The sequence below is a fragment of the Providencia sp. PROV268 genome, assembly GCF_028477805.1.
Classification (GTDB): domain Bacteria; phylum Pseudomonadota; class Gammaproteobacteria; order Enterobacterales; family Enterobacteriaceae; genus Providencia; species Providencia stuartii.
In genome coordinates this window covers 148699-170678 of the sequence record NZ_JAMPLW010000012.1, presented here as the reverse complement: position 1 = coordinate 170678, position 21980 = coordinate 148699, and the positions used below count along the sequence as shown (strand labels likewise).

Below are 21980 nucleotides of genomic sequence, written 5' to 3'. Positions count from 1 at the left end.
ATTATTAATTCTAAAAATGGACTGATTAAGATAGAACTATATTTTTAATTAAATTATTAGCAGTAGCTTAAATACACGGAAATAAATGTTTAACCATATTAAACATATGGTCAACACCCTACGCTAATTATTTATTAAAAGACTAGGTGCTTAATAAGTTCTGTTTAGTGTAATAATAAAAACCCTCATATTAGGAAATGACAATGAAAAAAGTATTACTGACTGCAATTGCTACTGCAATTATTGGTGCATCTTCTGCTTACGCTGCAACTGAAAACGCTGGTGGTGGCCAAGTTAATTTTTACGGTAAAGTGACAGATGTTTCTTGTACTATTTCTGTTGACGGCCAAGGTAGTGACGCTAAAGTTTATTTGGCTCCTGTTTCAGTAAAAGAAGTTAAAGATGCAGGTGCAAATACTTACCTGAAACCAAAATCATTTGTTATTGACGTGACTAATTGTCAAGGTACAGCTGATGACACTACATTAAATGTTAACTGGACTGGTGGTAACGTATTAGTAGGTGCTTCTGGTGCAAACGAAGGTTATTTAGCTAACACTGATTCAACGGGTGCTGAAAATATTCAATTAGTATTAGCAACTAATGCTGATCCTGATTTAAAAACCAAAATCAACCCAACTAGTGCTACTCAACCTAAAGCAAAAACAGTTGATATTGCTGACGGTTCACGTTTCACTTATTACGTAGGTTACGCAACTTCTACGCCAGATACTGTTAGCAGCGGTATCGTAGAAAGCTATGCAACTTACGAAATTACTTACGAATAATATTAAATTAATTTAAAAGTAATATTTATCTAAGCGGTAGGTTAACTGCCGCTTTTATTTAGAGGTTCAAATGAAAGCAATTGTTTTATTCTTCTGCTTCGTTTTCAGTGCATCTTCATTAGCGAACAACATTATTGTTAACGGCACACGATTTATTTATCCTGGAAATGAAAAAGAAATTACAGTGCAGTTAAATAATACCGCGGATAGACCAGCTGTCGCACAAGCATGGTTAGATACCGGTGATGCATCTGAAACACCAGATACAATAAAAACACCATTTCAAATTACGCCTCCAATATCTCGTATTGATGCTAAGGGTGGTCAAACTCTCCGTATTAAATTAATGGATAAAAATGGACTACCACAAGATAAGGAAAGTTTATGGTGGCTGAATATTTTAGATATTCCACCGACAGTCCGAACTGCAGGAAAAGAAGATCAAAACTTTTTACAACTGGCAATTCGTTCTCGTTTTAAATTTATTTATCGTCCTGTAGGTTTAGGTAGCCGTGAATTAGCACCTGAAAAACTAATTGTGAGTGCTAATGGAAATAATCTGACTATAAATAACCCAACACCATTTTTTATTACCATTACAAAAATTTCTACAGATGGAAAAAATGGGTTAACTGATAAAGCGGTTATGGTGGCACCAAAAAGCCAAAGCTCAGTGGTATTGAAAAAAGCAATTAAAGCAGGTGAAAACATTGTTTTGAACAATATCAATGATTATGGGGCGGACATAGCAGTTAAAACAACTGTTAAATAGGACAGAAAAATGAAACAGCGAGAGTTAATAAATAAATATAGTAATACACTCTCTGTGACCTGCTTTGTCACTGTATGTATGATGCCAACATTTTACGCGTGGGGGGCGGAAGGCACAACCTACGAGTTTAACAGTGGATTCATAGTAGGCAGCAAAGATAATGTTGATTTAGAACGCTTCAATACTGCTCCAATTAGTGAAGGTAAATATTCTGTTGATGTGTATACCAATGATAATTGGAAAGGACGCTATGATTTAAATATTGTTCAACAAAAAGATGGGAATTTAGGTGTGTGCTATACGCCAGCTATGTTGAGCAATTTTGGTGTTGATGCAGAAAAATTAAACCCACAACTAAATTCACAAGAATCCACCTGCTTACCTCTTAAAGAGTGGAATAATTTGAGTGAAGTGAATGATAAATTTCACTCATCTAATTTACGTCTAGATATTTCAGTACCCCAAATTTATGAACAACGTTTATCACGCGGGTATGTTGCGCCACAATTCTGGGAAAAAGGAATACCAGCACTTAATGTAGCCTATATGGCTAACTATTATGATAATCATACGAGCGGAGCTCAGGGGCAGAATGATGCCAGTGCGTATTTAGGATTAAATGCAGGGTTATCATTCGATGGCTGGTTGTTAAAACATATCGGTAACTTAAGTTGGCAACGTTCAGGAAGCACCAGTTGGAACAGCAACCAAACTTATTTACAACGACCTATTGCAAGTATGAAGTCAAAAATGACCGCAGGTCAGTTTTATACTGATGGCGATCTGTTTGACAGTATTAGCTTGCGTGGTGCAAAAATTGCGACAGATGACAGCATGTATCCTGATGGAATGACATCATATGCACCTGAAATTCGTGGTGTTGCCCAAAGTAACGCATTAGTCACTGTACGCCAAAATGGCTCGATCATATATCAAACTTCAGTACCACCAGGGCCGTTTATTTTAAATGATGTCTATCCATCCGGTTACGGTAATGACCTAAACGTCACCGTTAAGGAAGCAGATGGCAGTGAAAGTACTTTCAGTGTGCCATATTCATCGTTAGCACAACTGTTACGTCCGGGCTTTACACGTTATCAAGTCGCTGCTGGTAAGTCTGATACCGATGGTTTGCATCATCGCCCTTATATTATGCAAGGTACGATCCAACACGGCTTAAATAATACGTTTTCACTTTATGGTGGTGTTACGGCATTTGATGACTACCAAGCTTATTTAGTTGGTACTGGTATTAATACGGGGATTGGTGCGTTAGCACTGGACGTGACGCAATCTCGAACTGCGTTAAAACATCGAACCGATAATGGCCAAAGTTATCGTATCACTTTTAACCGACTGATATCGCAAACTGATACCAATATTTCATTGGCTGCGTATCGTTATTCAACGAAAGACTATTTTAATGTTAACGATGCGCTGTATGCGATCGATTATGATAAACGTGGTCTTTCAAATAACCGTTGGCGTGAAAAAAATGGTTTTAGCTATACAGTAAACCAAAACTTACCGGATGGATTTGGTGGGCTGTATTTTACAGGTCGTATATCAAGTTATTGGGAACGTTCTGGCACTGAGAAACAGTATCAGTTTAGTTATAACAACCAATATCAGCGCCTCTCTTATTCCATTAATTTTATGCGAGTCTACTCGGATAATAATAACTCACATGGAAAGAAAGACGACCGTATTAGCCTAAACCTAAATATTCCACTCTATTTTGGTGACAGCAGAAGTACCACATTAACCTCAAACACCGTATTTAATAATGAGAAATTTGGCTCAACTCAGCTCGGTGTTAATGGGGCACTAGATGATGAGAATAACTGGACTTATGGGCTAAATACCTCAACGGCTAGAGGTGGTGAACACAGTGTTGCAGTAAATACGGGTTATCGTACTCCTTATGTCAATACCAATGCTAATTATAGCCAAGGGCAAGGTTATCGCCAATTTGGCGTTGGTGCGAATGGCTCTATTGTTGTGCATTCAGGGGGCGTTGTACTCACACCAAATACTGCAACGACAATGGCGTTGATTGAAGCCGAAGGTGCAGAAGGCGCTTCAATTATCAGTGCTCCAGGTGTACGCGTCAATCGAGGTGGTTATGCACTAGCACCATATGTACGACCTTATCGTATTAATAATATTGAAATTGACCCTAAAGGCAGTGCTGAAGATATCGTGTTCGAAAACACATCAAGCCAAGTCGTTCCTTATGAAGGCAGTATTGTTAAGGTGAAATTTGGCACTAAAGTTGAACGTAATCGGACTTTTAACGTTGTGCGTCTCGATAAAAAGCCAATGCCATTTGGCGCGGAAGTGACTAACGCTGAAGGTGAGTCAATTGGTGTTGTCGGACAAGGTGGCACGGTATTTATTAGTAACGAAGATGCCAAAGAAGCTATTGTGAAATGGGATAATGGGCAATGTGTATTTTCTCTGGAAGCAGGAACCAGTAAGGATAGTGTATGTCGATAAACACAATTTTACGTAATGGAATAGCACTGGCAGCAGTGCTATCGAGTATCCCCGCGTATGCTACATGCACCCGAAATAGTTGGGTTCCAGCCGAGAATATCGACATGCAATTTGGCCGAGTGGTTGTCTCCCCAGATCTTCCTGTAGGTAGTGTGATACAAGAAAAAACATGGCCGATGAAGGAAACTGGCAGTTATTGGGCACAGTGTTATGGTGGCACTGTTTTAGATGCCATTATAACAGCAAAGGGGCTGACTGAGGGGCCAAATAAAGTCTATAACACGAATATCCCAGGGATAGGATTGCGTTTCCAACGTATGGGGGCTGTAGCAATGACCTACCCAGATACGTTTAAAGTTAGTGGGAGTAATAGACAAAAGATCAATGTGTATTTAGCTGGCTCAACATTTAAGTTACAAATCATTAAGACAGCAGAAAATACAGGCTCAGGGCGAATTACCCAAGGTGAGTATACTCGTTATGGTTACAAACCTAATTCAGTTGAACCAGCGATTATTACTTATTTATCGGCTGATGCCATTACCATTGTATCGCCATCTTGTAAAATTATGACAGGTAAAAACCAAGATGTTCATCTAGATACGGTTAAGCGCACCGATTTTAAAGGTCGAGGAACTACTGCGGGTGAGAAAAAGTTCCCTATTAATTTAATGTGTAATGGTGGAGTGAGTATTTCTCCCGATTCGGTTTCTGTAAACATGAGTTTCTATGGAAGAAATGCACCGAATACCAACCCTCAAGATGGGGTTCTGGATAACACTGCAAAATCGTCCCCGGCACAAGGTATTGGTGTGCAAGTTCTTACCGACAAGGGAGTAAAATTAACTTGGGGTAAGAGTTATAAGGTTGGGGAGTTAACAACTGCACTCGATAAATATATTAATACGAACTATATTGCTCGCTATTACCAGTATGGAGACAAAGTGACTGCTGGTGATGTGCAGGCTGTGATGCAATTCAACATAACCTATGATTAATAGGGGAGCCCAATGAAAAACTGGATAATACTGATGCTTTTTTCAGCGGTAGGTTATGCAAATGCATTACCAACTTTTGAAACTAACTATGATGAAGGCAAGGTATCTTTTGCGGGTAAAGTTGTTGATGTTTCGTGTGTAGTTTCCGTGAATGACCAAGGAAGTGATGCGAATATCTATCTTGCTCCAATTTCACTTATGGAAATTCATAATAGTGAAGGTGGTGCCTATTTAAAATCAAAAATGTTTACTATCAAGTTATCACAATGTCAATCTGTTGAGCATAATGGTGAAGTTGTTGATGCCGATCTCAATAAAATCAGTGTAACTTGGGCGGATGGTTACTTGGTGCCGAAAACAAACTTTGAAACTGCGGGGCTTCTGAAAAATATGTTAGTTGATGGTGCAAAAAATATTAACTTTGCATTATCCATCAATAATAACACGATTCTAGATGCTGATAATAAAATTATTCCAGCAGATCCTCAGCAACTTAAAGTCACGCCGAAAATATCAGATAATAAGGATGCAATTTTCCAATATTATATTGGTTACACAGCAGAGAAGGCGAGTGATGTGACAACTGGGTTGATGGCAAGTTATGCGACATATGAAATCCAGTATAATTAACATATAAAAACATGTAGGTTAAATAAAAATAACATAGCGATTTAATCGCTATGTTATTTTTTTGTTTAGGTGATTAGGTTTGAAATATAATTGTCTAATTACAGATGTATCATAAATGTAATAATATAGATTGAAATATTAGAGCGAGTTTTTAGAGTGAATAATAACACTCTCTGCTGTATATTTTAGCTCTTGACTCTTAATATTAATTGTTTCATCTTGCATAGAGTAATCCTCTTCAGTAATACATCCTTGAAAGAACCAGTCTATAGGGCATTTCAACGCAATCGCTATGCTAACTAAGTGATTTAGAGGTATTTTATTGATTCCATTCTCATAGCGAGAGACTTGCTGTTGGCTGATATTTAATTTTTTGGCTAAATCAGCCCCCGAAAGGCCTAATTCTTTTCGCCGTGTTTTTATCTTAATTCCAATAAAATAATGAATGTCCATGTGACACCCTCGATTGATAAAGGGATTGTAGAGTATAATGCTAATGCATTATAAAATTATACAATATATAAAATCTTAAAAAAACAATTAATTTCAATATATCGGTTATTTAATTTAGCTAAGCCATATATTGAAAAGACCTTACAATTTATATTAGTAAGTGTTCTCATGTGTTAATTAAAATGAGAATAATAATTATAACAGAAATATTACTATATAAACATTTGATATAAATTAATTGTTTTACTTTTTGTTTTTTAGTTTTTGTATTTGATTATTTTAAGGCTTGATTATATTTAAATAAACCTTATTCATTTTTTCTTTTATCGATACTCGATTATGGATATGTCGTTCTCTAATATATAACCTTAGATGTTAGTGATATGTATCTAAAAAGCTATTAATTTTCACGGTAAGTATTTTTATTGAGGGTTTTATTGGTATATAAAAATATTAACATTAATTAATATTAAGGAAATTTAATGTTTATTGCTGTTTTACGGAGGATTATTGAATAAAAATTCATGTGGTAAATATACGTATGCTTATAATAAATTATTAAAATAATAATAAAGTAGAGTGAAAAAAGTCAATAAGTATATAATGAAATTAATCAATTAACTGTAATTGCGGTCTTGAGAGGGGAGTGCTAGAAAGGATTGTAATTATTAAATCTATTTATAATCAATTACTTATTTCTTCATTCTAATCAGAAGGAGAGTAATATAAATTACATTTTAATAACAAAAAAATGCAAGATATAGATAAGCTCATCATAGATCCCTAATGACATAGTAAAAATAACTATTAATGTAAAAAAGCTAACAGAAAGCAGTTTCGCCATAATTAATTGATAAAACTCTATTGGTAAATATGTGTTTATAGTTTTAGTATAACTGAACTTAAATATTAAAAATGATGTAATGTGTAAACATACATTTCTGGTAGCGCATACTAACAACTAACGCCATTGTTCAGGTGTTTTTTGAAGTTATAGACTAATTGATCTGATCAAACCAGTTTTTTATGCTGTATATATGGTATAATACAGTGGTAGAAGTCGGTGATATTGGCCTGAATTACTGCAAATTGTAACAAAATTGAATGTTCACAAAAGAGCGAAATGAAGAGGTTCGCTGATAAATATCTTGCATAACTCATCGGTTAGAACAGATTTAGTGGTGGGTTACTTAAAGTTAATGAATTTTACAACTTTGTTACATCCATGCCTTTCGCTATACTAACATAATAATCAATATGATTGTCACCACTTAAATGAAGAGGATCTTATAATGAAACTCTATCTTTATGATCATTGTCCGTTTTGTGTTAGAGCAAGAATGATATTCGGATTTAAAAAAATCGCTGTAGAGCAGATATTTTTGATGGAAGATGATAAAGCGACGCCAACCAAAATGATTGGCCGCAAAATGTTGCCTATTTTGCAAAAAGATGATGGTGACTATTTACCAGAGAGTCTAGATATAGTTCATTATGTCGATCAGCTAGTAGAGCCAGCAATCGCTCAACATGCTGTTTCTCCAGAGATTGATAAATGGTATAACACCGTTTCAACTACAGTATATAAATTGGTTGTTCCACGTTTTACACAAGCCGATTTTCCTGAGCTAAGGACCCCAGAGGCGAGAGCCGCTTATATTGAAAGGGAAGAGCGTGCTTTTGGTGATCTGAATACGTTATTAAAAGAAACGCATACATTAATTGTGGAGCTTGAACCACATATGGATGTTTTAGATGCATGGTTAGAAACGCGTAATAGCAACAATATTATGGATGATATTATTATCTTCCCTTTATTGCGCAGTTTATCAATAGTGAATGACTTACCGTTTAGCACCACTATACTGAATTATATGAAAAATATCGCTCAAATAACGGGGGTAACCCTGCTGTTTTCACAAGCAAGGTAAAGTTAGCTATTTTGAAACCGTGTTATTATCAAGCAAAAATCCCATTATTCATGACAAATAATGGGATTTTTAATTAGTCGTCACTTGAAAATAAAGAAAAATTAATTAACGTAATCTTTCAAAACATAAACCAGTTTATACCTACCTTGTGACAAAGTAAGCTTTTTATCATTATAGGATATATCAGCACCTTCGGTTAGCATACGTTTAATTAATGGATCCCATTTTGATAAGTCTTCATCAACGCACTCTAATTCTGTTTTGGATAGATGCTTAACAACAAGCGTTGCATTATTGATCCGACCCATTCCATGAAAATCATTGCACATAGTGGCAGAGACAAACATTTTTTCGCCAAAGGACAAACTAGGAACGCCGACTTTACCAACGATGGGGTGCCCATCAACCTCTGTTAGTACAAAATTATGATGGATTAACTGTTGCTCAGTCACATTATCGCTGTTATCAGCACTCACATTTTGGGTTTGGCAGGCTGCTAATAAAAAACCCAATAGTGTTAAAGGGATTATCCGTTTCATTATCATTTTGCCTCTATTAGGCTTTGACAATGTTAGGACAATCTTCGCCATTATTAAGTTGGCGGATGTTCCCTAAAGTTGTTTCGCTGATACTGGTTAATGCTTCTTCCGTTAAGAAAGCCTGGTGACCCGTAAATAGCACATTATGGCATGATGAAAGGCGACGGAAAATATCATCTTGGATAACGTCATTCGATTTGTCTTCAAAGAACAATTCGCGTTCATTTTCATAAACATCCATACCAAGAGAGCCAATTTTCTGTGCTTTAAGTGCACTAATGGCTGCAACAGAATCGATGAGAGCGCCACGGCTTGTATTGATGATCATTACGCCATTTTTCATTTTATTAAATGCGTTTTCATCTAATAAATGGTGATTTTCGGGCGTGAGAGGGCAGTGTAAAGAGATAATGTCAGAATTTTTGTATAAAGTATCTAAATCCACATATTCTGCACCTAAATCGAGGACCACTTGATTTGGGTAAGGGTCATGGGCGAGTAAACGCATACCAAACCCTTTTAAGATCCTCAGCGCGGCTTGGCCAATTTTACCCGTGCCGATAATACCGACAGTGCGGTTATGCATATTAAAGCCCGTTAACCCTTCTAAAGAAAAATTAGCATCTCGGGTACGTTGATAGGCTCGGTGGATACGACGATTAAGGCATAACATCATCCCCACGGCATGTTCGGCAACTGCTTCAGGTGAATAGGCGGGCACACGCACAACTTGGATCCCAAGCTCTTGTGCTGCGACTAAATCAACATTATTAAAACCTGCGCAACGTAATGCTAAAATGCGGATATTAAGCGCCGCAAGCTCTTCTAATACTTCACGGCTAGCATCATCATTAACAAAGATACATACGGCATCAGCGCCGACAGCATTTTTTGCTGTTTGTACTGTTAATGGAAAATCAAAGTATTCGATATTAAAATCAAACTCGGATCCTTGATTGACTTGATCCATATGTTTACGATCATACTGTTTAGTACTGTAAGAAACGATTTTCATCTAAGAAACTCCGTGTACTATTCGTTAGGAACCCAAAATAAGGGGTAGCTAAAAAAGTGGCTACCAAGCATTAAGGTCAGAATAAGATAATTATTACAGTAAATCATCAAAAAAATACTGAAAGCGCGCCTTTATTGCGCTTTAATTGGTGATTGTAGTCGTTTAAAGATATAACGATCTTGATTAGCACCAATATTCACAATCGATATAGATAAAACAAGGAAGCTGTTTGATGAAAAGGGCACTTAAAATATTACTCTTAAGCGTTGTAGGATGCGTTGTGCTCTTATCTATTTTATGGGTCACAGTAACCCGTTGGCTTCCTATTGTTGCAAAATCTTATTTACCCGAAAACGTGACGCTGTCATTTAGCCAGCCTGTATATCGTCATGACCAATTAATTGTTGATAGCATACAATTGAAGGCAGGCGACTGCTTGTGGTTTGATGCTAAAAAGAGCCGTTTTTCGCTTTTTCCATTACATTTAGCAATTAATGAGTTAACTGAAGATAATCAATGTTTAAGTCAGTTGTCTTCAGATGAAAAAGATAGCGAAAGTACACCACTATCGGTGATTGAATTGATTGATAACTTACCTTCATTTTCATTGGTCATTGAAAATGCCAAGGTATCGCCTTGGGAAGAGTATCAAGGCAGTATTTGGCTGTATCGAAATGAAGGGACGCCATTAGCTTTAGATTATCGTGGTGATAAATTATCTTTTTCAACCAATATCACTGCTAACCATCAACTCAATATTGAACATTTTTCCGTTCAATTACCAGAACAAGAGCAGCGCCTTGAACTCGATGGCGAGTTAAGCTTACCACTAACGACAGAATCACTTCCGACATCAGGCATACTCTTTGCTGAATTTTTATTAACTCAGCCAAGCAAATCCCTGTATGCGAAATTGCGGTGGCTGGATGATCAAGGCACATTGTCTTTATTTGATAAGCAAAGTGGTCAAGAAATTTTTCATTTGCCTTGGCAAGTGTCAGCCAACATGATCCGTATTGAGGATGGGCGTTGGCAGTGGGAAGAGAGTGAGGTTCCATTACATGGCGGTATTTCGTTACAAATAGAGAATTGGCAGTCGGGCCTGAGTGACATGGTGATTAGTGGGCGTACTAATATGATGACCGAGGCTCAAAAAGGTAAAGCGAATTTAGTATTAAATTTACCAGCTAATAAAATTAATTTACTCGATGCAGATATTCATTTTCAGCTAAATGGGCAATTGAAATATGATGATATGGTTTTAGATATCAACTTGCCGTCAAAAATATCGGGTCAATTAATTTCGCCCGCAATTTCATTTCTTCCCGGCTCACTCTTACGAGCTTATGGGCGTGTTTCACCGACGCTACTATTACAAGAAGCGCGCTTACCTTTAGCGGGGACTTCATTGAGTGCGGAAGGGATCACCGGGCGCCTCCAAGCTATTTTAAAAGTGAAAGAGCAGTATTGGGGGGATTTCGCCATTCATTTAGATGGTCAGGCGAATAAGTTTATATTTGATAAAGGTAAGTGGTTTTGGAATTATTGGGGAAATGCACAATTACCGGCTTTAGCGGCGCATTGGGATATCAAAGGGCAAGGTAGTTGGCAAGATTCGTTAATTACCCTAAATACGTTAAACACTGGGTTTGACCAAATAAAATATGGTTTGCTTTCGATGACGGCAACACGCCTTATTTTAACAAAACCTTTATTTTGGCAACGTGATCCGGCTAAAGAGAACTTCCAAGGTGAACTCCAACTTACCAGTAACCGAATGCAATTTGGAGCCGCAAGCTATTTGCCTAAAACGACTGTTAATGCGGCTCTAAAAGGTAAATCACCGGCTGATTTTCAGTTAAAAGCTGATTTAAGTACTAAAGACGTAGGGCCAATTGTTATTTTTAGTCGATGGGATGGCGAACGTTTTCGGGGGCAAGCGCGTTGGCCAGAACAATCAGTGAGCGCATTCCAAACATTGATCCCAAATGATTTAGGGATCATCTTGCGTGAAGGAAAACTTTTTTCACAAGCCGCTTTTTCGATTGATCCAGAAACCGGTTTTATCGCGGGAGGGCACTGGCGTGTAGAAAATACGGGAATGTGGCTTAAAGATGGTGAAGTGAGTGGCTTAGATTTCGTTTTACCTTGGAAATTACAAAATAGCACATGGACGTTAGGTGAAAAATCGGCTGTACAATTACGTATCAAGCAATTAAATAATTTGTTTGAACTAACCGATATTCGAGCCGATTTATCAGGTACTTACCCGCCAACAGATGCAATGCCATTAAAATTGAGCCAAGTTGGTTTTAATTTATTAGGGGGGAAGGTAGAGCTTGATTTACTCCGTTGGCCACAAAAACAGCCAGCCACAATCAGACTACATCAAATTGAATTAAGCCGATTATTTACCATACTCAAAGTAACTCAGTTTGCGGCCTCTGGTCGCGTTGATGGGGAATTACCTTTTTACCTTAATAATCCAGAGTGGATCGTTAAAAATGGTTGGTTAGAAAATAGTGGCCCGTTGGCCTTGCGTCTTGATACTCAGTTTGTTGAGTCAATTAAGGCTGATAATATGTCTGCAGGAGCAGCGATAGGTTGGTTGCAATACTTGGAAATTTCTCGCAGCCGTACCGATGTGAATATCACCAATTTAGGCTTGTTGACAATGAAAACCATTATCCAAGGTTTTAATCCTCAAGAATCTAAAAAAAGAGAAGTCCACTTAAATTACACACATGAAGAGAATATCTTCCAATTATGGCGTAGCCTACGTTTTGGCAGTAACTTAGAAGAGTGGCTGGAAAAAAATATCTAAAGGAATAAGGATTAACAGTGAAAATAATCGCGACGAGTGTATTTACATTGATGGCAATGATGCTGACAGGTTGTTTGCGGGTTGAGGTAGCGACACCTGATAAACCCATTAATATCAACATGAATGTTAAAATTGAGCACGAAATACTCATTAAAGCTGATAAGCAAGTTGAAGACTTACTTAAAGAAAATAGTGATCTTTTTGGTAAGGTGGAAGCACAATGAAGACCATTTTCCAAGCGTTGATGATATCCGGTTTATTTGTTTTTTCGGCTGCTGCACTAACCGTTGATGAGGCAAAAAATCAAGGGTTAGTTGGTGAAACATTATCGGGTTATTTAGCGGTAGTTACCCACGGTAATGCGGAAGTTGATGAGCTTGTCACTGAAATTAACCGTGAGCGTGAAATCAAATACAGTGAAATTGCGAAGAAAAACAATCTAAAAACTAGGGATGTGGGCAAAATAGCGGGGCAGAAACTCGTTGAAAGAGCCGCGAGTGGGGAGTATGTACGCGGTATTAATGGTCAATGGTTGAAGAAAAAATAATATGCGCATGATTTGTTCATACGCACATCATTGTGAGGTCAATTGCGGTTAAGCGATAACCGTATCGATGCATTGACGAGCATCTTGCTGTGCTTTTTCAGCCGATTCAGTACCTAATGCAGTACCCTCAGCAAAAATAAATTCGATATCGGTGATACCGATAAAGTTTAAGAACAGTTTTAAAAATGGAACAATAATGTCAGAAGCCGTATCTTTATAGATGCCACCTCGGCTGGTTAACACAAATGCACGTTTATTTTCTAATAAACCGACTGAGCCTTGTTCAGTATATTTAAAGGTCTCTCCCGCTCTTGCAATAAAATCAAAGTAATTTTTAAGATGGGAAGGGATATTCAAATTGTACATTGGCGCAGTAATGACAATCACATCATGTTGTTTGATTTCATCGATCAATTGGTTAGATAATGCTAAATGCGCTTTCTGCTGTTCAGTTTTACTGTCACCTGGTGCGAAAGCTGCTAAAATTTCCGCATCAATCGCTGGAATTGGGTTGCTGACAAGATCACGGATGGTTATGCTATCGCTCGGGTTTTTTTCTTGCCATTGTTCAATAAAGTAATCTGCCATTTTGTTACTGTGTGAATAGTCTGCCAGAATACTTGATTTCAACAACAATACTTTTTTCATCGTTTTACCTTAAAACTCATTGATTTATATCGTAATTAATAATACAGATTTTAATCATCAATGAAAGAAAGAATTTTAGAAGAGTTATATCAAAAAAATTGATGTTGCCATTTATTCTGTGGTATTGATGGCGTTTTTATCATGATGGTAATGACAGCCTATATTCAACAAAATGGCATAAAATAGTTAAATAATAAGGATTTAAAAAGTGGAATCCATGCTGACAGCCTTAGAAGCTGATATTGGACAAACTTCATTACGTGACCAACGGTTACTGAAAAAGCGTCTTCAAGGAATAGTTAAAATTCGTGATGAAAAATCACGAGTTGCAGTACTGAATGCGATAAAAGCGGATGTTGAAACAGCGAAACAAAAAATTTCGAACAAGCTGCTTAATCCACCTAAAATCGTCTATCCAGAAAATCTTCCTGTTAGTCAGAAAAAACAAGCTATTTATGATGCGATAAAACAGCATCAAGTGGTGATCATCGCGGGTGAAACAGGGTCCGGTAAAACGACTCAGATCCCCAAAATATGTCTGGAATTAGGGCGAGGTGTTAAAGGGTTAATCGGTCATACACAACCAAGGCGACTAGCCGCTCGTGCGGTAGCAACCCGTCTAGCTCAAGAGCTTGAAAGCGAAGTCGGAACTATTGTTGGTTATAAAGTTCGCTTTAGTGATCAAGTGAGTGATAGTACACAAGTCAAATTAATGACAGATGGCATTTTGTTAGCAGAACTGCAAAATGATAGGTTACTGCTGCAATATGATACGATCATTATCGATGAGGCTCACGAACGTAGCCTAAATATCGATTTTATCTTAGGTTACCTGCGCCAATTATTACCTAAACGTCCTGATCTAAAAGTCATTATTACGTCAGCAACTATCGATCCTGAACGTTTCTCTCGCCATTTTAATCAGGCACCCATTATTGAAGTGTCGGGGAGAACTTATCCCGTTGAAGTGCGTTATCGCCCGATTATGGGGGATGATAATGACAGCGACCGCGATCAAATCGATGGCATCATTGATGCTGTAAATGAGCTTGGACAGGAAAGCTCAGGGGATATTTTGATCTTTATGAGCGGTGAACGAGAAATCCGCGATACCGCTGATGCCTTGTCAAAATTACAATTGCGCCATACCGAAATCTTACCGCTATTTGCTAGGCTATCGAATAGTGAACAAAATCGCATATTCCACCCACATGGTGGGCGGCGAATTATTTTAGCCACTAACGTTGCTGAAACGTCTTTGACCGTGCCTGGCATCAAATATGTCATTGATACTGGTTATGCGCGAATAAGCCGTTACAGTGTTAGAACCAAAGTGCAACGCTTACCTGTTGAACCGATCTCCCAAGCTTCAGCAAATCAGCGTAAAGGTCGCTGTGGTCGTGTTTCTGATGGTATTTGTATTCGTTTATATTCTGAAGAGGACTTTTTAAGTCGCCCAGAGTTTACCGATCCTGAAATACTAAGAACCAATTTGGCGTCTGTTATTTTACAAATGACCTCAATTGGCTTAGGAGATATTAGCGCATTTCCATTTGTCGAAGCTCCGGATAAACGTAATATTCAAGATGGCGTGAAGTTATTAGAAGAGCTTGGGGCTATTCAGGCGCATCAACAGAGTGAACGCGGTTATATATTGACGGATATTGGTCGTCAATTGGCTCAACTACCGGTTGACCCACGTCTCGCTCGAATGGTGATAGAAGCGAGAAAGCTAGGAGCAGTCAGGGAAACCATGGTGATTGTGGCGGCATTATCGATTCAAGACCCAAGGGAGCGCCCATTAGATAAACAACAAGCGGCAGATGAAAAGCATCGCCGCTTCCACGATAAACAATCTGATTTCTTAGCATTCCTTAATCTGTGGGATTACTTAAAAGAGCAGCAAACCGCTTTATCAAATGCGCAATTTAGGAAAATGTGCCGCCAAGATTTTTTGAACTATTTACGCATTCGAGAGTGGCAAGATCTCTATACTCAATTGAGGCAAGTTGTTAAAGAGCAAGGTTTTCCAATTAATAGTGCAGCGGCAGATTACCGGTGTATTCATACATCATTACTTGCTGGGTTGCTATCTCATATCGGCCAAAAAGATGTGGAAAAGCCAGAATTTACAGGCGCTAGGAATGCAAGATTCACTATCTTCCCCGGCTCAGGTTTATTTAAAAAGCCCCCAAAATGGGCAATGGTCGCCGAGTTAGTAGAAACGTCAAAATTATGGGGGCGGGTGGCTGCAACTATTGAGCCTGAATGGATAGAGCCGTTAGCGGAGCACCTTGTTAAGCATCATTACAGCGAACCTCATTGGTCTAAATCGCAAGGTGCTGTGATGGCCTCTGAAAAGGTCACTTTGTATGGATTACCGATCGTCGCCGCGCGCCAAGTGAATTACGGGAAAATCGACCCCTTATTGTGTCGCGAGCTTTTCATTCGTCATGCACTTGTCGAAGGGGATTGGGTTACTCGTCACGCATTTTTCAGGGAAAACCGTAAGCTATTGGCGGAAGTTGAAGATTTAGAACACAAGTCTCGTCGTCGTGATATTTTGGTTGATGATGAAACCTTGTTTGCGTTTTATGACCAGCGTATTCCTAATGATGTGATCTCTACTCGCCATTTTGATAAGTGGTGGAAGGTTGCTTCAAAACAGCAGCCCGATCTCCTGAACTTTGAAAAAAATATGTTGATCAAAGAGGATGCGGCGCACGTTTCATTGCTAGATTATCCAAATTTTTGGCATCAAGGTGAGCTGAAATTCCGCTTAAGTTATCAATTTGAACCAGGAACGGAGGCAGATGGGGTGACAGTGCATATCCCATTAGCCATTTTAAACCAAGTACACAATGTTGGTTTTGATTGGCAAGTTCCGGGGTTACGTCAAGAACTGATTATTGCGTTGATTAAATCATTACCTAAGCCTGTACGTCGGAATTTTGTGCCTGCACCTAATTATGCCGCGGCATTTCTTGAAAGAGTACCGACACCAGATGGTAGCCTACTTGATAAGCTTGAGCGTGAATTACGTCGCATGACAGGGGTGACTGTTGAACGTGATGCTTGGCAATTAGACCAACTACCTAGCCATTTGAAAATGACATTCCGCGTAGTGGGTGAAAAAAATAAAACCATCGCTGAAGGTCAAGATCTGGATGAATTGAAAAATCGGCTCAAAGAAAAGGTACAAGAAACCCTTTCCGAAGTGGTTGATGATGGCATTGAACAAAGCGGCTTACATATCTGGAGCTTTGGTGAGTTACCTCAACGTTACGAACAGAAACGAGGAGGGTATTCTGTTAAGGCTTATCCGGCCTTAGTGGATGAAAGAAACAGTGTTGGGATCCGCGTTTTCGAAACCGAATTTGAACAACAACAAGCGATGTGGGGTGGTGTACGTAGGTTACTGTTACTGAATATTCCATCGCCAATTAAATACTTACATGAAAAACTCCCGAACAAATCTAAACTGGGATTATATTTTAATCCGTATGGAAAAGTTTTAGAGTTAATCGATGATTGTATCGCTTGTGGTGTTGATCAACTCATTGCGACTTATGGTGGCCCTGTGTGGACGGAAGATGGGTTTGGCAAGTTACAAGAGTTTGTGCGGGCTGAACTCAATGATGCAGTTGTACAAATCGCGAAACAAGTTGAGCAAATACTCACTGCGGTATTTGCAATCAATAAACGCTTAAAAGGACGCGTTGACTTTGCGATGGCAATGGCACTTTCGGATATAAAAGGGCAGATGTCTAACTTAGTCTTTAAAGGCTTTGTCACTGAACATGGTTGGAAACGGCTTCCTGACGTGCTCCGTTATTTGAATGGTATTGAGCGCCGATTAGAAAAACTGGCGATTGATCCTAATAGAGACCGTGCCCAAATGAGTAAAGTGGAGCATGTGACACAAATGTGGCAGCAATGGAAGGCGAAACTGATACCAGTACAACAACAATTACCGGAAGTACAAGAGATCCGTTGGATGATCGAAGAGTTGCGTATAAGCCTATTTGCACAGCAGCTTGGTACGCCGTATCCGATTTCGGATAAACGGATTATTCAATCAATGGAAAATTTAAGTCAGTCACTTGTATAAAACACAGAGTTAGATGATAACCTTCAAAACCCCATCATGATGCTAAAGATGGGGTTTTTTTATCGTTATCGGTTATGGATAAACAATTTGTAATGTCGCAGTTGCATTGGCTTTCCCCGCACTAACAGAGGGGTGGATTTGCACATATTGAGCTTCGAAATAAATGGCATAGGGGGAGCGGTCAAAGCTAGTTCCCAAATTAAAGACTTTATTTAGAGGGATTGGCTCACCTTGAAAACGCAGTTGTAAACCAATCCCTTGGGCGCTATCAGGTCTTTTATCTAGTGCAATCACAGAATGATCTGCACTGTGACTGGCTCGCCCACTAAGGATAATGCCCACAGAGGTTTCTCCACTACAATTTAGCGTAAGATAAAAAGAGACGGGGGCGGAATGGCTACCAATCCCCCTAAACTGGCTCTGTTTGACTTTCTTCATTTTTACTCGTTTATGTTTTTCGAGCAGTTCACAGCTAGGCGTAACAATTTTTGTATTTAGGAAACGATAACTTTGAACAGGTAAATGGCCAATTGATGCTTCAATCAGACGATGAGAGCTAAGTATCCCTGAACCTGTTATGTTTTTTGTTTTCACCAATTGTACTCGGATCCCATTTAATGCATTACCACAATAGCTATAACGATGAGAGGTAATGTGGCAAGCATTGGGTGAGTCATTAACAAAAGGTAACTTATCTCGGCTAAATGCCGCTCCCTGTGAGATAAAGCGAAGGCCAATACCGTCAATATTTGTTTGATAAATTGAGTTATAACCATTTGATAGTAATGGGAACTGGCTATTTTCCCATTTTGCTTGAACGGGTGAGCGACAATCTACCATGATTGGATTGTCACTAAGACCGTTTAAGGTCACCTCTTGGATCACCGACCCTACCGCTAATCGATGAGGTACAGTTACCGTACCGAGGGATAACACAGTATGATGTGGCGTGAAATTTGGCACATATTGGCATTGAGAAGCATAAGCGTTATGTGTAACGAATATACAGCAAGGCCATAAACGAGAAATTAAAGTCATCATAAAGCTTCCTTGCGCTGACAAATCACCGGAACATGGTAAAACCCTTGATTCAGATCTGTTTCTAATAGTTGGTATTGAAATTCACATTGTTGCGATTGTTTTGCTCCCCATTTCAATTTTATTGTGCCTGATGGCTCAAGCCCACTTAAATAGACTTGGCCCATATCGTTAATAATCCCTACATTAATATCATTGCTTGTTAGTTCTCCTTTTTCTGTTACGAGGCTGGCAAGCGCACCAAAAGGGGCCAATTTCCCATCCGCAAGCCGAATAGTAAAGAAAGAGCGTTTGCCCCGTTTGACGGGGAAGTGAACCAGTACCAATGCCCCTTTCGTTGGTAAAATAGATTGAAAACTCGTTTCAATTTCAGTATCTACGGGTAAGGTCTGTGTATCAATAACAAAGTTATTACGCCGATAAGGTTGTAGCTGATTGATAATCGCATGGCCTTTGCTATCGGTATTGGTATTGAGTTGAGCATCCAAACGGACGTCTTGCGTATTAGGTACAACCAATAAAGCGGAAGTTTCGCCACGACTCGGTGTTAGCGTGATGCCATACGGATGAGCCACCACTGAACTTCGAAACCCATAGTGCAATTGATGCTCTTGTTTGTAGCCATAACCCGCATTTAAAATAAATTTATTATGATGATACTGAGTATAAAATCGTGTGTCTGATTCATTTTTCGGCCTCATACAACAGCGGTTATTTAGAGAGTTATGCTGTAGAGTATAAGAAATAAAATTATCTTCTAGGATGGCTCCCGTTAATGTTGCTTGCTGGCTTTGATAGTTATTTGGCGCATATTGTGATTGGTAACTAAAATGCGTATTAGGCAACCAAGTGTTCACTGGAATAATTATGGAAGCAGAAAAGATATACTCTGGTTTTTGCTCAATGATAGAATAATTTGACTGGCAGTTAAGGCTAAAATGGTATTCGTTTATATTGCCTGAATAATTGAGATTATAGGCCCACTGATATCCTCTTTGCTCTCTAAACCTCTGTTGCGATGCTGATAATGATATATTTCCAAAATAACCTAACCCTTGTGATAAATGTAGCTTAATGATCTGTTGAGGGTAGGCGGTGTTAGATAAGTTTATTTTATCCAATACATCAGTGAACTGCCGTAACTTAGGGTTATCGGTCCATTGAACATTAAATGTAAACTCAGTTGCGGTGGGCGTGATTAACTTTGAATATTCAAACTGATAACTATTTGATTTATTTTTCTGACTGTAGGATTGTGTCCAATCAATAGTCAAATCGCCAATTTCATTGGCTGAAAATGAACTGCCTAATATCAGTGATTTAAAAGGTGATGAGAAAATAGAACCAGTATACGCAGTGATATTATTGTTAATACCATATTTTATTTCGCTATGAAAAAAATAAGGTGGTGCAGAGCGTGAGCGGTTAGAGACCATTCCACTGTTTAAGGCATAGCGAAATTGGCCTTTTTTGATCATCAGTGGCGAAGAAGAAAAAGGGTATTGGTATTGACGAACTCGACCACTAGACTCAGTGATCGTCATTTCTAAGACGCCTTTATGGGCTAATGGTTTCAATTGATTTAGTGTAAATGGCCCCGCAGGTAAATAATCATTATAAATGATAATATTATTTTGCCTTACGGTCACCTGAGCCGGACTATGATTAATGCCTTGTAATATGGGGGAATAATATGCATCATAATCCGGAAACATTAATTCATCATTAGAGAGTGAGATCCCTTTAAAAGAGTATGGTATAAAAAATGAGGAGGCAAGGTAATACTCGCCTAAGATAAATTGACTTTTTAAGGACCTAATCGGGTAGGATAAAGTTGTATTATAACTCTCCCATTGTTGGTGTGAGTTTGAGTAAACTAAATTATTTCTTAGACGCCATCCTAGATAGTTAATACCATTTTGCAATGACAGGTTAAAGCTATTATTGTCATTAATGTACTTATTCGAGTTATAACTTCCGGATAGGTTATAATCAATATAAGCTGACGTTACGCCATCATCCCATTGTGATTGAAGGTTATTCTCATTAGTGTCACTATTTAAGTAATGATGAGGGATATTGATATCCAACGTTAAGTGATTAAAGTCAAAATGATGAAAATAACCCTCGATAATTGTTGAAAGGTGGCTAGCTAGGTTGTCATTCTTATCAAACGCCATTGTATTTAATGTTTTTTCATGTAGGCCAATTTTTAATAATTGATTTCGACTGAATATTGGTACTAACTGTTGATCTATATATTGAAAACTTACATTTTCAGTAAATAGTCTAACATTGTTGACAATAACATCAACGGCATAAATCCCTTCGGGTTGATTATCTAGATTTAATATAATATTTTCAATGTCATTAATATTTTCAATGTTATCAAGTGCCTCAAGATTAAAATATTCAGCATATGCCAAAAGAGGAGTCGTGATTAAAAACAGCATTAATAAATTGATATTATTTTTTTTCATCATCATTAAAGAGTTGTTGAGAAATTAATTGTGTTTTACCGCCATAATCATTTAATGCGCTCCAAGAAACAGAATTCAATTGAGGCAATACTATTTTCCAAGATAATTGCCCAAAGGGGGCTATCATGCCAGGCTCTGCAATCTCTTTACCATTAAGGTATAGTTCTCGCAGCGTAATATAGTGCCCAGTAGGATTTGTTGCCGTTACTTTTTGGTTATTATAGCTAAATGTGATCTCTTTAAATGCAGATTCGGCACTGCTATTTAAAGATTCAGGTCGATAAAATAGCTTGAAACTGGATTTCACAACAATATGTAAATTATTTTCTGTATTTTCATGAATGGCAGGAAGAGACTTGATATGTAACCAGTAGAGAGTCTCTTGAACAGTTTGGTTTAATGGCGCCACTTTTATCACTCTTAATTTATTTAATGAGGCAGGTTTTAGCTTAAATAGTGGTGGTGTAATAATAAAATCATTAGACCGTTGATTATCTTTTTCAACCCATGATTGAATAAGGTAAGTCGTTTGCTCCTCAGGGTTCTCAATAGATAATGATATTTCCCTATCGTTTTCAGGATAAACAAACCGCGTGCCATTAATAATAATTCCGGCATAAGAGAGAAAAGGAAGCAATAATAAAAAGGTGACTGTTATTTTCATGATAATTAATGAGAGAGAAGAAAACCTCTCTCTCATCTCCTCT

Annotated in this window: 17 protein-coding genes; 10 read left to right on the top strand and 7 right to left on the bottom strand. The window is 38.2% G+C overall.

Annotated features, from left to right (window positions below; genetic code table 11):
* The first annotated feature begins 203 nt into the window (after positions 1-203).
* The 5 genes from PR699_RS10675 to PR699_RS10655 all read left to right on the top strand — a co-directional run bounded on the left by PR699_RS10675 (position 204) and on the right by PR699_RS10655 (position 5687).
* Entirely contained in the window at positions 204-788 is a 585-nt protein-coding gene (locus tag PR699_RS10675; protein WP_004919533.1) for a fimbrial protein, read from the top strand.
* Between the two features lie 70 nt (positions 789-858).
* Entirely contained in the window at positions 859-1560 is a 702-nt protein-coding gene (locus PR699_RS10670) for a molecular chaperone (RefSeq protein WP_004919535.1), read from the top strand.
* A gap of 9 nt (positions 1561-1569) precedes the next feature.
* Positions 1570-4059, top strand: coding sequence for a fimbria/pilus outer membrane usher protein (locus tag PR699_RS10665; protein WP_014658305.1), 2490 nt, complete (start codon positions 1570-1572; stop codon positions 4057-4059).
* Complete coding sequence (locus tag PR699_RS10660) at positions 4050-5057, top strand: fimbrial protein (protein WP_004919539.1); 1008 nt, start codon at positions 4050-4052, stop codon at positions 5055-5057. The genes PR699_RS10665 and PR699_RS10660 overlap by 10 nt, the downstream gene beginning before the upstream one ends.
* Before the next feature lie 12 nt (positions 5058-5069).
* A complete protein-coding gene (locus PR699_RS10655; RefSeq protein ID WP_004919541.1) occupies positions 5070-5687 on the top strand; it encodes a fimbrial protein in 618 nt (205 codons plus the stop codon).
* A 138-nt stretch (positions 5688-5825) separates the two neighbouring features.
* On the opposite strand, the gene PR699_RS10650 is transcribed toward PR699_RS10655, so the two are convergent.
* Complete coding sequence (locus PR699_RS10650) at positions 5826-6140, bottom strand: helix-turn-helix domain-containing protein (RefSeq protein ID WP_004919544.1); 315 nt, start codon at positions 6138-6140, stop codon at positions 5826-5828.
* Between the two features lie 1292 nt (positions 6141-7432).
* On the opposite strand from PR699_RS10650, the gene grxB reads away from it, so the two are divergent.
* Complete coding sequence (gene grxB / locus PR699_RS10645) at positions 7433-8071, top strand: glutaredoxin 2 (RefSeq protein WP_014658306.1); 639 nt, start codon at positions 7433-7435, stop codon at positions 8069-8071.
* A gap of 101 nt (positions 8072-8172) precedes the next feature.
* Here grxB and PR699_RS10640 read toward each other — a convergent pair whose 3' ends face one another.
* Entirely contained in the window at positions 8173-8610 is a 438-nt protein-coding gene (locus PR699_RS10640; protein ID WP_014658307.1) for an META domain-containing protein, read from the bottom strand.
* Between the two features lie 16 nt (positions 8611-8626).
* Positions 8627-9625 (bottom strand): 2-hydroxyacid dehydrogenase, encoded by a 999-nt coding sequence (locus PR699_RS10635; protein ID WP_004919549.1) that lies wholly within the window; start codon positions 9623-9625, stop codon positions 8627-8629.
* Positions 9626-9857: 232 nt separating this feature from the next.
* Here PR699_RS10635 and PR699_RS10630 point away from each other — a divergent pair, with 232 nt between their 5' ends.
* From PR699_RS10630 to PR699_RS10620, 3 genes are read left to right on the top strand one after another with little or no spacing between them, the layout of a single operon-like run.
* Positions 9858-12449, top strand: a complete 2592-nt coding sequence (locus PR699_RS10630) for a YdbH family protein (RefSeq protein ID WP_014658308.1) — start codon at positions 9858-9860, stop codon at positions 12447-12449.
* Between the two features lie 50 nt (positions 12450-12499).
* Entirely contained in the window at positions 12500-12673 is a 174-nt protein-coding gene (locus PR699_RS10625; protein ID WP_004919554.1) for a YnbE family lipoprotein, read from the top strand.
* Positions 12670-12996 carry a YdbL family protein gene (locus tag PR699_RS10620; RefSeq protein WP_004919556.1) on the top strand — a complete coding sequence of 109 codons (327 nt, stop codon included), beginning with the start codon at positions 12670-12672 and terminating at the stop codon, positions 12994-12996. Before PR699_RS10625 ends, PR699_RS10620 begins: the two co-directional genes overlap by 4 nt.
* A gap of 48 nt (positions 12997-13044) precedes the next feature.
* Here the strand turns inward: PR699_RS10620 and PR699_RS10615 are convergent, their stop codons facing one another.
* Positions 13045-13644, bottom strand: a complete 600-nt coding sequence (locus PR699_RS10615) for an FMN-dependent NADH-azoreductase (RefSeq protein ID WP_004919558.1) — start codon at positions 13642-13644, stop codon at positions 13045-13047.
* 217 nt (positions 13645-13861) lie between these two features.
* Between PR699_RS10615 and hrpA the strand changes: the two genes are divergently transcribed.
* Positions 13862-17755, top strand: a complete 3894-nt coding sequence (hrpA, locus tag PR699_RS10610; protein WP_193372039.1) for an ATP-dependent RNA helicase HrpA — start codon at positions 13862-13864, stop codon at positions 17753-17755.
* Between the two features lie 72 nt (positions 17756-17827).
* On the opposite strand, the gene PR699_RS10605 is transcribed toward hrpA, so the two are convergent.
* From PR699_RS10605 to PR699_RS10595, 3 genes are read right to left on the bottom strand one after another with little or no spacing between them, the layout of a single operon-like run.
* Entirely contained in the window at positions 17828-18796 is a 969-nt protein-coding gene (locus PR699_RS10605; protein ID WP_014658312.1) for a fimbrial protein, read from the bottom strand.
* Complete coding sequence (locus PR699_RS10600) at positions 18793-21279, bottom strand: fimbria/pilus outer membrane usher protein (RefSeq protein WP_272572859.1); 2487 nt, start codon at positions 21277-21279, stop codon at positions 18793-18795. The genes PR699_RS10605 and PR699_RS10600 overlap by 4 nt, the downstream gene beginning before the upstream one ends.
* On the bottom strand, positions 21260-21973 hold the full coding sequence (locus PR699_RS10595) for a molecular chaperone (protein WP_080728264.1): 714 nt from the start codon (positions 21971-21973) through the stop codon (positions 21260-21262). The genes PR699_RS10600 and PR699_RS10595 overlap by 20 nt, the downstream gene beginning before the upstream one ends.
* Positions 21974-21980: the final 7 nt, after the last annotated feature.

Coding starts and splice junctions, on each gene's coding strand:
- PR699_RS10655 (WP_004919541.1), top strand. CDS start 5,070: ATGAAAAACTGGATAATACTGATGCTTTTTTCAGCGGTAGGTTATGCA.
- PR699_RS10640 (WP_014658307.1), bottom strand. CDS start 8,610: ATGAAACGGATAATCCCTTTAACACTATTGGGTTTTTTATTAGCAGCC.
- PR699_RS10675 (WP_004919533.1), top strand. CDS start 204: ATGAAAAAAGTATTACTGACTGCAATTGCTACTGCAATTATTGGTGCA.
- PR699_RS10605 (WP_014658312.1), bottom strand. CDS start 18,796: ATGATGACTTTAATTTCTCGTTTATGGCCTTGCTGTATATTCGTTACA.
- PR699_RS10595 (WP_080728264.1), bottom strand. CDS start 21,973: ATGAGAGAGAGGTTTTCTTCTCTCTCATTAATTATCATGAAAATAACA.
- PR699_RS10670 (WP_004919535.1), top strand. CDS start 859: ATGAAAGCAATTGTTTTATTCTTCTGCTTCGTTTTCAGTGCATCTTCA.
- PR699_RS10600 (WP_272572859.1), bottom strand. CDS start 21,279: ATGATGATGAAAAAAAATAATATCAATTTATTAATGCTGTTTTTAATC.
- grxB (WP_014658306.1), top strand. CDS start 7,433: ATGAAACTCTATCTTTATGATCATTGTCCGTTTTGTGTTAGAGCAAGA.
- PR699_RS10615 (WP_004919558.1), bottom strand. CDS start 13,644: ATGAAAAAAGTATTGTTGTTGAAATCAAGTATTCTGGCAGACTATTCA.
- PR699_RS10650 (WP_004919544.1), bottom strand. CDS start 6,140: ATGGACATTCATTATTTTATTGGAATTAAGATAAAAACACGGCGAAAA.
- hrpA (WP_193372039.1), top strand. CDS start 13,862: ATGCTGACAGCCTTAGAAGCTGATATTGGACAAACTTCATTACGTGAC.
- PR699_RS10625 (WP_004919554.1), top strand. CDS start 12,500: ATGGCAATGATGCTGACAGGTTGTTTGCGGGTTGAGGTAGCGACACCT.
- PR699_RS10635 (WP_004919549.1), bottom strand. CDS start 9,625: ATGAAAATCGTTTCTTACAGTACTAAACAGTATGATCGTAAACATATG.
- PR699_RS10620 (WP_004919556.1), top strand. CDS start 12,670: ATGAAGACCATTTTCCAAGCGTTGATGATATCCGGTTTATTTGTTTTT.
- PR699_RS10630 (WP_014658308.1), top strand. CDS start 9,858: ATGAAAAGGGCACTTAAAATATTACTCTTAAGCGTTGTAGGATGCGTT.
- PR699_RS10660 (WP_004919539.1), top strand. CDS start 4,050: ATGTCGATAAACACAATTTTACGTAATGGAATAGCACTGGCAGCAGTG.
- PR699_RS10665 (WP_014658305.1), top strand. CDS start 1,570: ATGAAACAGCGAGAGTTAATAAATAAATATAGTAATACACTCTCTGTG.